General features: G+C 61.9%; 7 protein-coding genes. 2 read left to right on the top strand and 5 right to left on the bottom strand.

All coding sequences use genetic code 11. The annotated features are described in order from the left end of the window. Window positions 1-62: 62 nt before the first annotated feature. Window positions 63-308, bottom strand: coding sequence for a DUF2789 domain-containing protein (locus tag ACCD00_RS20040; RefSeq protein WP_413427162.1), 246 nt, complete (start codon window positions 306-308; stop codon window positions 63-65). A 138-nt stretch (window positions 309-446) separates the two neighbouring features. Next, window positions 447-908: an aminoacyl-tRNA deacylase gene (locus ACCD00_RS20035; RefSeq protein WP_413427160.1), complete on the bottom strand. Its 462-nt coding sequence runs from the start codon at window positions 906-908 to the stop codon at window positions 447-449. A gap of 198 nt (window positions 909-1,106) precedes the next feature. Here ACCD00_RS20035 and ACCD00_RS20030 point away from each other — a divergent pair, with 198 nt between their 5' ends. After that, window positions 1,107-1,640, top strand: a complete 534-nt coding sequence (locus ACCD00_RS20030; protein WP_413427158.1) for an NfeD family protein — start codon at window positions 1,107-1,109, stop codon at window positions 1,638-1,640. 2 nt (window positions 1,641-1,642) lie between these two features. Beyond that, on the top strand, window positions 1,643-2,401 hold the full coding sequence (locus tag ACCD00_RS20025; protein ID WP_413427156.1) for a slipin family protein: 759 nt from the start codon (window positions 1,643-1,645) through the stop codon (window positions 2,399-2,401). Window positions 2,402-2,413: 12 nt separating this feature from the next. Here the strand turns inward: ACCD00_RS20025 and cysC are convergent, their stop codons facing one another. From cysC to ACCD00_RS20010, 3 genes are all read right to left on the bottom strand, one after another. Further along, window positions 2,414-3,019: an adenylyl-sulfate kinase gene (gene cysC, locus ACCD00_RS20020; protein WP_413427154.1), complete on the bottom strand. Its 606-nt coding sequence runs from the start codon at window positions 3,017-3,019 to the stop codon at window positions 2,414-2,416. After that, the gene (locus tag ACCD00_RS20015; protein WP_413427152.1) at window positions 3,003-4,517 is read right to left on the bottom strand and encodes a TolC family protein; all 1,515 of its coding nucleotides are present in this window, start codon (window positions 4,515-4,517) and stop codon (window positions 3,003-3,005) included. Before ACCD00_RS20015 ends, cysC begins: the two co-directional genes overlap by 17 nt. A 44-nt stretch (window positions 4,518-4,561) precedes the next feature. Then, window positions 4,562-12,120 (bottom strand): Ig-like domain-containing protein (locus ACCD00_RS20010; protein WP_413427150.1); only part of this gene is annotated, 7,559 nt, incomplete at its 5' end.

Raw genomic sequence — 12,120 nt, 5'->3', positions numbered from 1 at the left:
ATCGCATTGGAGGGGATTTTTCGTCAAGTTTTGAAACAATTCTCGCGCCAGCACACCACTCGTTAGCTGCTGCGCCCCTTTCTTAACATCACATCCAGTTGATCCACCACCTCCGCCCAATCCGCGTCATCGAGAATCTCGTCACGCAGGAGACACGCCTGGCTCGGGCTCCAGAAAAATGCATCCGCAAGGTGCAGATCCGGTTTGAGCGGTGAATGGGTGGCGATGAATTTATCGATGCTTTCGGCGTCGTCCGGCAGGCCGAGTTGCTTGAACAGCGAAGGAAGGTTGTGGGTCGGGTTTTCCATGTCTAGCTCCTGCGAACCGATTAAGGGACCGCTGCGCGGTCATCGCGAGCAGGCTCGCTCCTACAGGTTATGTGATCGACACAGATCCGTGTGGGAGCGGGCTTGCCCGCGATGACGTCAGCATTGACGAAACAAAACTCAATGACTCAACTCCCGCACCTCGGCATGCGGCACCATTTTCAGGAACTCGGGCACGTCCATGCGCACCAGGTTGACGTGGTTGCCGGCCTCCAGATAGATGTCTTTCTGCCGGGTCAGCAGCGGATCGATGACCACATCCAAGCCATAGGACTCGCCCAGCGCCGGTACGGCGCCGCGTTCGCAATCGTCGAACAGGTGCGCCAGGTTGCTTTCGCGGGAAACCTGCCACTCACCGCTGCTGCGGACTTTGCTCAGGTCAAGGTGACGGCTGGCGGGCAGTACGGCCATCAAGTAATGCCCATGGTGATCGTCGAGGATCACCGATTTTGCCACCCGTTCGGCAGGAATACCTGCGACCCGTGCCGTTTCGAGGCTGCTGGCCGAGTGTGGGTGGCTGACGATGTCATATTCGCATTGAGCCTTTTCCAGGCTTCGCTGCACGGTTCTTGCCATACGCATGATGCACCTCGGTGTCCGCAACAACCGCTGACGGACGATGGTTAACATTTCTTTCGGTACTGAAAGTCTAGGCCCGATGGCGCGTTCCGGCGGGAATTCCGCCCATCGGACGTCGTCGACAGTTGAGCAAAATTCATACAACCGGCGGGTCAACTAAACTGTCTACAGAGCCACCCCAAGACTCTCCCGGAGGGTCACGTGAACACGCGTTGTTGTGCCGTTGCGTTGCTGTTGGCGTTGTGCGGATCAGCCTGCGCCGCCGACACGGTTGTGTTGCTGGTGCCCAACCCCATCGGGATCTGGCTGATCACCTTCGGCCTCGCGTTCCTGATCGCTGAGGCGGCCCTGCCCAATTACGGCGTGATCGGCTTGGGCGGCATCGTGATGTTCGTGATCGGCGCAGTGATCCTGACCAATACCGATGTGCCCGAGCCGCTGATGATCGGCCTGGGACTGGTCAGCGCGCTGTTGCTGGTCTACCTGGTGATTCACGCCCTGAAGACCCGACCACGGCACACCGTCAGCGGTGATGCCGGGCTGGTCGGTAGCGTGACCGCGGTGACATCCATACAGGCCGGCAATGCCTATGGCGGCTGGGTGCATCTGCAAGGAGAACGATGGCAAGTGCTTAGCGCGACGCCGCTGCAACCCGGGCAATGGGTGCGGGTAGTGGGGCGCAAGGGTTTGCTGCTGCAAGTGGCCGCGGCTGACGCGGCGCCGGGCGGAGAATAGTCATGGGTTTGCAATTGGGTCTTGTCGCGCTGCTATTGTTGATCATCGCACTGGCGGGGGGGACGTTCCGCATCCTGCGCGAATACGAGCGCGGCGTGGTGTTCCAGCTCGGGCGCTTCTGGCAGGTCAAGGGACCCGGCCTGATCCTGCTGATCCCGGTGGTCCAGCAAATGGTCAGGGTCGATTTGCGGACCGTGGTGCTGGACGTTCCGCCGCAAGACGTGATCACCCGCGACAACGTGTCGGTCAAGGTCAACGCGGTGCTGTATTTCCGTGTGCTCGATCCGCAGAAGGCAATCATCCAGGTCGAGGACTTCCTCGCCGCCACCAGCCAACTGGCGCAAACCACGCTGCGGGCGGTGCTGGGTAAACACGAACTGGACGAACTGTTGGCCGAACGCGAACGGTTGAACCTGGACATCCAGCAAGTGCTCGACGCCCAGACCGACGCCTGGGGCATCAAGGTCGCCAACGTCGAGATCAAACACGTGGACCTCAATGAATCGATGATCCGCGCCATCGCCAAGCAGGCCGAAGCCGAACGGGAACGGCGAGCCAAGGTGATCCACGCCGAAGGTGAATTGCAGGCCTCGGAAAAACTCATGCAGGCCGCCGAAATGCTTGGCCGCCAACCGGGGGCCATGCAGTTGCGCTACATGCAGACCCTGAGTTCGATTGCCGGCGACAAGAGCTCGACCATCGTCTTTCCGCTGCCGATCGAGTTGCTCAAGGGCATGGCGGACTTGTCGTCGAAACCCTGAACACTGGCCGGTTCAGGGCCTGGGCAGTACTGCGGATTCACCGAGCCAGGTCAACAGTCGATCAAGGCAGACCTCGACCGTTTGTGTCCCGGTATCGAGCACCAGCGCCGCGTCAACCGGGGCCTGATATGGCGCAGACACCCCGGTAAACCCGGCCAACTCACCGCGCCGGGCGCGGGCATAGTGACCTTTCGGATCACGTTGCTCGCACACTGCCAGGGTCGCGCTGCACCAGACCTCCCGGTAATCGTTACCGAGTCGCCGGGCGAACACATCGCGCAATTCCACCAGGGGCGCGATCATCGCCAGGATCACGATTTGTCCGTTTTCCACGAGCAACGACGCCAGTTCGCTGGCGCGGCGAATGTTTTCCTGACGATCGCTGTCGCTGAAGCCCAGGTCTCGATTGAGCCCCACCCGCAACCCGTCACCATCGAGCACCACGCTCTGCAGTCCGCGGGCAAACAACTCCGCGTGCAACGCTTGCGCGAGGGTCGACTTGCCCGCCGCCGGCAGGCCGGTCAGCAGTATCGCCGCGCCGCGATGACCATTGCGCCGCTCGCGCTGGGCTCGGCTGATGCTGGCGCTCGGCGCCTTCACGTCAGCGCGCGGGGACATGCGTCACCGGAACCGTAATATCGCCTGCCGCCCAGGCCGCTTCGCGGTTCGCCAGGGCCGTGGCGATGGACTGTACTTGCGTCGATTGCACCTGATCCGGCAGCGGGTCGAGGCCGGCACTGGCGAAAATTTGCCCATAGGCGTTGCGCAGGTCGGCGTAGGACAGGTCTCGACGCAGATCGGCCTGCAAGGTGTTCAACTCACCCTGAATCAGATCCAGTTCGCCGATGCCCTCTGCCTGGTGACGGTTGCGCAACTGACCGACGATTTGCCCGTCGATGTCCGACAATTGCTGATTGGTCTTGAACTGGCGCAACGCCTCGCGGTAGTTGGCATTGGCCACATACAGCTGCGCCAGCACCGCAATCGACATCGCCTGACGGCGCGCGGTGGCGACTTCTTCACCGGCCTTGGCCACGTCGATCGCCGCAGGCGCCGAGATCACGTTGAACAGGTTCCAGGTGACTTTGACGCCGTAGTCGGCCCAGCCTTGTTCCACCAGGAACGAGTTGCTGTCGTAATGCCCGCCAGCGGAGAACTCCAGGCCCGGCAGCAGGCGCAACATGGCTTTGCGGGTCTCGGCGGCGCTGATGCGGCTCTGATAGTCCTGTTCACGCAGTTCCGGGCGACTGGTCAGGGCTTCCTGTTCGAGGCTGGCCAGATCGACCTTGAGCTCGGGAATTTCATAACCGTTATCGGTCGCCAGGGTCAGTTCCGTGCCCATTGGCAGGTTGATCAGGGTCGCCAGCTCGGTCTTCGCCAGCGACAACGCACGACGCTGCTCTTCCAGTTGGCGTGTCGCTTCGATCAGCGAGCGCTGATAACCGAGGGCCTGCACCGGATCGCCAATGCGTTGCTGGCTCATGCTCTGGCTGTTGTTGCGCGCGGTTTCGACCCGCGCCATGAGGCTGTCGATCTGCGTGAGCAGACGCTCGGCAGCCATCGCCCGCCAGTACGCCGAGCGCACGTCCTGGACGATGGTGTTGATCACCTTGCGCCGACGCTCCTGGACGATCAGGCGCTGGTCGCCTTGCTGCTTGGCGCTGATGTAACTGACACCGAAATCGAGCACGTTCCAGACCATGGTCAGGTCCGCCACGTCACGGTCGCGGTCCTGGGAGGTCGAAGGTTCCAGGGACTGCGTGCCGGTGCGCACACTCTGGCTGCTGGAGGCGTTGACGTTATTGCGGCCCACGTATCCGGCGTCCAGCGCCATGCGCGGCAGCATGTCGAAACTGGCGAGGTCGAGCTGACGCTTGGCCAGGGCCTCTTCCATGATTTTCAACCGGCCTTCGAGGTTGTACTTCACCGCACGGGCCATGGCCTGGTGCAGGGTCAACGGGCCGCCAAGAGGCTCCTGCCCCTTGTACATGCTTTGCAGGTCACTTTTGGCCCGCTGCTCACTGACACTGCGTTCGATCGGCTCACTGGTCACGGCGCATCCGCTGATCGCCAGTGCCAGCAGACTGGCTCCAAACAACTTATGACTTCTCTTCATCCTTGCATCGCCCCTGGGTGCCGCATCACAAGTGGAGGTTTTCATCAGGCCTGCATTTCGCTGATGCCGGCCAGTTTCAAAGCGGCGGCCAGGTTATCGACCTGCTGCTTCTCGTTGTCTTTGAGCTGTTGCAATTGCTGGCCCAGGGTCGGTGCGCCAAACACCCCGCGCAGGCCCTGGGAAACATCGCCGGACTTGATCGACTGGCTGCCAAAGGCATTCAACGAATCACGCTCGGCACCGCTGTCCTGATTGAACAGGCTCGACAGCGTGCTGGTGCTGAACACACCGCCGTCGCCGCCGCCGAAACCGAGGAAACCATGCCCCGAACCATCGCCACCGCCGTCATTGCCGCTGAAAACCTGTGCGATGAAACTCGGGGTCAATGCGCCGTGATTCATGAAAATATCGCCCAACGGCCGGATGCCATTGCCGATCACCCGCTGTTCGAACAACGGCTGGAAGGTCAACGGTGAACCGAGGTTGCCCGTCGGAGGCGTGAAAATGGCCGGTTGCAGCGGCACGTTGGGCACATCGGGCAGCGTCACCGGGGGGTTGCTGCGCAAATCCGGGTCTGTCGACACGAAAACCACCGAGGAAGTTGGCACCGTGTTGATGACAAAATTGTCGGATTGGCTCACACCGCTGCCGCTGTTGCCGGCCATGTCGCTGATACCGGCATAGTTGATGCTGATCACGTTGCTGGCGATATTGACGTTGGCGGCCGGTGTCAGGGTCGCCGTCCAGGTCTTGCCACCATCGCTGCTGCTCAGGTCGGACAAGGTGCCGTTGGCAATACTGATGTCGGACAAATCAAAACCGCTGACCGCTTCGTTGAACGTGATGGTCACCTGCGAAGTCTGGCCCACCCCCAGGTTCGGATTGGCGACCACGATGGTGGCGGTCGGAATTTGGGTGTCAATGTCGTAGGTATTGGAGTTGACCGTGCCGCTGCCCGCGTTGCCGGCCAGATCCTGCACACCTGCCGTGTTCAGCACGATGGTGCTGCTGGTGTCGGTGATGTCGAGCGTCGGGGTGAAGGTAGCGGTCCAGGTGATCCCGCCGTCGCTGGAACTGACATTGCTCAGGGTGCCGTTGGCGATGGTCAAGTCACTGTTGTCGAAACCGCTCACCGCTTCGCTGAAGGTAATGGTCACCAATGAGGTTTCGCCGGTACTCAGCGCTGTGTCAGCAACCTCGATGGTCGCGGTCGGCAGCGCGGTGTCGATGGCAAGATTACTCGAATCGGTGGTGCCAGACCCCGTGTTGCCCGACACATTGGCCACGCCGCTATTGTCGAGGGTGATCAGGTTGTTGGTGTCGGTTACGTTCGAGGCTGGCGTAAAGGTCGCCGTCCACGTGATGCCACCATCACTGCTGCTGACGCTGCTCAGTGTACCGTTGGCGATGGTCAGGTCGGCATTGCTGAATCCGCTGACCGCCTCACTGAAGGTGATGGTCACCAGGGTCGTTTCACCAGCCTTGAGCGCCGTGTCGGCGATCACGATGCTGGCGGTCGGCACGCTGGTTTGCACCAGGTAATTCGCCGAGTTGGTCACCCTGCTCCCGGCGTTGCCTGCCGCGTCGGTGACACCGCTGTTGTCCAGGGTTATCAGGTTGCTGGTGTCGGTGATCGCGGCCGTCGGGGTAAAAGTCGTGGTCCAGGTAACACCACCGTCGCTGCTGCTCAACCCGCTCAACGTGCCGTTGGCAACACTCAGGTCAGAACTGTCCAGACCACTGACCGCTTCGCTGAAGGTGATGGTCACCAGAGTCGTTTCACCGGGATGCAGGTCGGTGTCGGCCATGACAACGATGGCGGTCGGGCGTTGGTTGTCGATCGCGTAATTGTTCGAATCGGTGGTGCCGCTACCGGTGTTGCCGGCCACATCGGTCACCCCGGTATTGTCCAGGGTAATCAGGTTGGTCGGATCGGCGATGCTGGCAGCCGGCGTCAGGATGGCCGTCCAGGTGATGCCGCCATCGCTGCTGCTCACCGCACTCAGGGTGGCGTTATCGATCAGCAGATCACTGTTGTCAAAACCGCTCACTGCTTCGCTGAAGGTGATGGTCACCAGCGAGGTTTCGCCGATGTTCAGGGCATTGTCGGCGACCACGATGGTGGCGGTCGGGCGCTGGGTGTCGATGGCGTAGTTGTTGGAATCGGTTGTGCCGCTGCCAGCGTTGCCCGAGGCGTTTTGCACACCGCTGTTATCCAGGGTGATGACGTTGCTGGTGTCGGTGATGGCGCTGGTCGGGGTGAAGGTCGCGGTCCAGGTGACACCGCCGTCGCTGCTGCTGACGGAGGTCAAGGTGCCGTTGGCAATGGTCAGGTCACTGTTATCAAAACCTGTTACCGCTTCACTGAAGGTAATGGTCACCAGCGACGTCTCACCGCTTTGCAACGCATTGTCGGCGATCACGATGGTCGCCGTCGGCAGCACCGTATCAATGGTGTAGTTGCCGGAGTTGGTGGTGCCGCTGCCGGTGTTGCCGGCCAAATCGGTCACACCGGTATTGTTCAGGGTGATGATGTTGCTCGTGTCATTCACGCCGGCGGTTGGGGTGAAGGTCGCAGTCCAGGTGATGCCGCTGTCGCTGCTGCTCACCGCAGTGAGCGTACCGTTGACGATGGTCAGGTCGGCGTTGGTGAAGCCGCTCACCGCTTCGCTGAAGGTAATGGTCACCAGCGACGTTTCGCCCGCACTCAAGGTGGCGTCTGCCAGGACGATGGTCGCGGTGGGTCGAAGCGTGTCGATGGCGTAGTTATTGGAATCGGTGGTGCCGCTACCGGTGTTGCCCGCCAGATCGCTGACCCCGGTGTTGTCCAGGGTGATCAGGTTGGTCGTGTCGTTGATGCTCGCCGAAGGTGTGAAGGTCGCCGTCCAGGTGATGCCGCCGTCACTGCTGCTCACAGCCGTGAGTGTACCGTTGGCGATGGTCAGGTCGGCGTTGGTGAAACCGCTCACCGCTTCACTAAAAGTGATCGTCACCAGCGAGGTTTCGCCAATGTTCAGCGCCGTGTCCGCGACCACGATGGTAGCGGTCGGGCGCACGGTGTCGATGGCATAGTTGTTGGAATCGGTGGTGCCGCTGCCGGCGTTGCCCGAGGCATTTTGCACACCGGTGTTGTCCAGGGTGATCAGGTTGGTCGTGTCGGTAATGCTGGCGGTCGGGATGAAGGTCGCGGTCCAGGTGATGCCGCCATCGCTGCTGCTGACGGAGGTCAAAGTGCCGTTGGCAATGGTCAGGTCAGCATTGGTGAAACCGCTCACCGCTTCACTGAAGGTAATGGTCACTAGCGACGTTTCACCGATTTTCAACGCATTGTCGGCTACTACGATGGTCGCCGTCGGCAGCACCGTATCGATGGTGTAGTTGGCGGAGTTGGTGGTGCCGCTGCCGGTGTTGCCCGCCACGTCGGTGATACCGGTATTGTTCAGGGTGATGATGTTGCTCGTATCCTTCACGCCGACGGTCGGGATGAAGGTTGCGGTCCAGGTAATCCCGCCGTCGCTGCTGCTGACTGCACTCAGCGTGCCGTTGGCGATGCTCAAGTCACTGTTGTCGAAACCGGTCACCGCCTCGGAGAAGGTGATCGTCACCAACGTTGTTTCTCCGGCACTCAGGGTAGCGTCCGCCAGGACGATGGTGGCCGTCGGGCGTTGGCTGTCGACGGCGTAGTTGTTGGAGTCGGTGGTGCCGCTGCCGGTATTGCCGGCCACATCGGCCACCCCGGTGTTGTCCAGGGTGATCAGGTTGGTCGCATCGGTGATGCTCGCCGTCGGCGTCAGGGTGGCGGTCCAGGTGATGTTATCGCTGGTGCTCAGACTGCTCAGGGTACCGTTGTTCACCGTCAGGTCGGCGATGCTGAAGCCGGTCACTGCCTCGGAGAAGGTAATGGTCACCACTGATGTCTGCCCCACCGCCAGCGCCGAGTCCGCAACCACGACGGTGGCGGTCGGGCGCACGGTATCGATGGCGTAGTTGTTGGAGTCGGTGGTGCCGCTGCCGGCGTTGCCCGAGCCATTTTGCACACCACTGTTATCCAGGGTGATGACGTTGCTGGTGTCGGTGATGGCGCTGGTCGGGGTGAAGGTCGCAATCCAGGTGATGCCGCCGTCGCTGCTGCTCACCGCAGTGAGTGTACCGTTGGCGATGGTCAGGTCGGCGTTGGTGAAACCGCTCACCGCTTCGCTGAAGGTAATGGTCACCAGCGACGTTTCACCGATTTTCAATGCATTGTCGGCTACCACGATGGTTGCCGTCGGCAGCACCGTATCGATGGTGTAGTTGCCGGAGTTGGTGGTGCCGCTGCCGGTGTTGCCCGCCAAATCGCTGACCCCGGTGTTGTTCAGGGTGATCAGGTTGCTTGAGTCATTCACGCCGACGGTCGGGGTGAAGGTGGCGGTCCAGGTGATGCCGCCGTCACTGCTGCTCACTGCAGTGAGCGTACCGTTGGCGATGCTCAGGTCGGCGTTGGTGAAGCCGCTCACCGCTTCGCTGAAGGTGATGGTCACCAGCGAGGTTTCGCCTGCACTCAGGGTAGCGTCTGCCAGGACGATGGTCGCGGTGGGTCGAACCGTGTCGATGGCGAAGTTATTGGAATCGGTGGTGCCGCTACCGGCGTTGCCCGCCAGGTCGCTGATCCCTGTGTTGTCCAGGGTGATCAGGTTGGTCGTGTCGGAGATGCTCGCAGAAGGCGTGAAGGTCGCCGTCCAGGTGATGCCGCCGTCGCTGCTGCTCACCGCCGTGAGTGTACCGTTGGCGATGGTCAGGTCGGCGTTGGTGAAGCCGCTCACCGCCTCGCTGAAGGTGATCGTCACCAGCGAGGTTTCGCCGATTTTCAGCGCCGTGTCCGAGACCACGATGGTGGCCGTCGGGCGCACGGTGTCGATGGCATAGTTGTTGGAGTCGGTGGTGCCACTGCCCACGTTACCGCTGGCGACAGCCTGCACACCGGTGTTGTCCAGGGTGATCAGGTTGGTCGCGTCGGTGATGCTGGCAGTCGGGGTGAAGGTCGCCGTCCAGGTAATGCCGCCGTCACTGCTGCTCACCGCGGTGAGCGTACCGTTGGCGATCGTCAGGTCGGCGTTGGTGAAACCGGCTACGGCCTGATCGAAGGTGATGGTCACCAGTGACGTTTCGCCGATTTTCAGTGCGTTGTCGGCAACCACGATGGTCGCGGTTGGCGGGGCGGTGTCGATCACGTAGTTGTTCGAGTTGGTGGTGCCGCTCCCGGAGTTGCCCGCCAGATTGCTGACCCCGGTGTTGTTCAGGGTGATCAGGTTGGTCGGGTCATTGATGCTGGCGGTCGGAGTGAAGGTCGCGGTCCAGGTGATGCCGCCATCGCTGCTGCTCACCGCCGTGAGCGTACCGTTGGCAATCGTCAGGTCGGCGTTGGTGAAGCCGCTCACCGCCTCGCTGAAGGTAATGGTCACCAGCGAGGTTTCGCCCGCGGTCAGCGTCGTATCCGCGACCACGATGGTGGCCGTCGGGCGCACGGTGTCGATGGCGTAGTTGTTGGAGTCGGTGGTGCCGCTGCCGGCGTTACCCGACAGATCGCTGACCCCGGTGTTGTTCAGGGTGATCAGGTTGGTGGTGTCGTTGATGCTCGCCGAAGGCGTGAAAGTTGCGGTCCAGGTGATGCCGCCGTCACTGCTGCTCACCGCAGTGAGTGTGCCGTTGGCGATGTTCAGATCGGCGTTGGTGAAACCGCTCACCGCCTCGGAGAAGGTGATGGTCACCAGTGAGGTTTCGCCGATTCTCAGCGCCGTGTCCGCGACCACGATGGTGGCCGTCGGGCGCACGGTGTCGATCGCATAGTTGTTGGAATCGGTGGTGCCGCTGCCGGCGTTGCCCGCCAGGTCGCTGACCCCGGTGTTGTCCAGGGTGATCAGGTTGGTCATGTCGGTGATGCTGGCGCTCGGGGTGAAGGTCGCCGTCCAGGTGATGCCGCCGTCGCTGCTGCTCACCGCCGTGAGTGTACCGTTGGCAATGGTCAGGTCCGCATTGGTGAACCCGGTCACCGCCTCGCTGAAGGTGATCGTCACCAGCGAGGTTTCGCCGATTTTCAGCGCCGTGTCCGCCACAACGATGGTGGCGGTTGGACGGAGCGTATCAATCGCATAGTTGTTCGAATCGGTGATGCCGCTGCCGGCGTTGCCCGACAGGTCGCTGACCCCGGTATTGTTCAGGGTGATCAGGTTGGTCGTGTCATTGACACTGGCCGTCGGGGTGAAGGTCGCGGTCCAGGTGACGCCGCCATCGCTGCTGCTCACCGCTGTAAGCGTACCGTTGGCAATCGTCAGGTCGGCATTGGTGAACCCGCTGACCGCTTCGCTGAACGTGATGGTCACCAGCGAGGTTTCACCAATGCTCAAGCTGGTATCGGCCACCACAAGGGTCGCGGTCGGGCGCACGGTATCGATAGCGTAGTTGTTCGAATCGGTGGTGCCGCTCCCGGCATTGCCCGCCAGGTCGCTGACCCCGGTGTTGTCCAGGGTGATGAGATTGGTCGTATCGGTGATGCTGGCGGTCGGGGTGAAGGTCCCCGTCCAGGTGATGCCGCCATCACTGCTGCTCACCGCCGTGAGCGTACCGTTGGCAATCGTCAGGTCGGCGTTGGTGAGGCCGGTGACCGCTTCGTTGAAGGTGATGGTCACCAGCGAGGTTTCGCCGACTCTCAGCGCATTGTCCGCCACCACGATGGTCGCGGTGGGGCGTACGGTGTCGACCGTGTAATTATTGGAGTTGGTGGTGCCGACGCCGGCGGTGCCCAGACCGTTTATCACTCCGGTGTTGTCCAGGGTGATGACGTTGGTCGTATCGGAAATACTGGCGGACGGCGTGAAGGTTGCTGTCCAGGTGATGCCGCCGTCACTACTGCTCACTGCAGTGAGCGTACCGTTGGCGATGGTCAGGTCGGCGTTGGTGAAACCGGTCACGGCCTCGGAAAAGGTGATCGTCACCAAGGACGTTTCGCCGATGCTCAGTGTGGTGTCAGCAACCACGATGGTCGCGGTCGGCGGTGGTGCATACGCGGTGTTGAGTACACCACCGTCGTTGTAGATGGTCGCGAAAGAGGTCGGCGAGGTGCCGGTTGAACCTCCACCCTGCGCGGTACCGCCTGCACCACTGGCCGCGGCATTACCGGCCAGGGCGGCGAAGTTGGCGGTAGTCATCAGCAGCGTGCCTTTGTTCCAGATCGCACCGACGCCCCGGCCGCCAATGCCGCCATTACTGGCATTGCTGCCTTGGCCACCGCCACCGCCACCGCCGCCACCGGCGCCGATGTTGTTGCTGATGGTCGACGTGCCAATGACGGTGATGGTGCCGCTGCTGGCGTTGTAGATCCCGCCCGCCGCGTTGCCGCCGGCGCCACCTACCTTGTCCCAACCGGCCCCGCCGCCGCCACCGCCAATGGAAATCGTGCCATTGGTGGCCGTCGCACCGTTACCGCCGTTGCTGTAATAGGAAACGCCCACCCCGCCAGCACCGCCAGTGGTGGTACCGCCGCGACCGCCCATGTGGGTGGCGTCATAACCGCCGCCGTAACCACCGACACCGCCGCTGCCCGCCTGGCCGCCCAACGTGCCGGTAC

Source organism: Pseudomonas sp. Pseusp3 (assembly GCF_047304225.1).
Taxonomy (GTDB): Bacteria; Pseudomonadota; Gammaproteobacteria; order Pseudomonadales; family Pseudomonadaceae; genus Aquipseudomonas; species Aquipseudomonas fluorescens_CD.
Note: the sequence above shows the minus strand (reverse complement) of the source record. Positions and strands in the feature narration are given on the sequence as shown.

Coding starts and splice junctions, on each gene's coding strand:
- ACCD00_RS20025 (WP_413427156.1), top strand. CDS start 1,643: ATGGGTTTGCAATTGGGTCTTGTCGCGCTGCTATTGTTGATCATCGCA.
- cysC (WP_413427154.1), bottom strand. CDS start 3,019: ATGTCCCCGCGCGCTGACGTGAAGGCGCCGAGCGCCAGCATCAGCCGA.
- ACCD00_RS20015 (WP_413427152.1), bottom strand. CDS start 4,517: ATGAAGAGAAGTCATAAGTTGTTTGGAGCCAGTCTGCTGGCACTGGCG.
- ACCD00_RS20035 (WP_413427160.1), bottom strand. CDS start 908: ATGCGTATGGCAAGAACCGTGCAGCGAAGCCTGGAAAAGGCTCAATGC.
- ACCD00_RS20040 (WP_413427162.1), bottom strand. CDS start 308: ATGGAAAACCCGACCCACAACCTTCCTTCGCTGTTCAAGCAACTCGGC.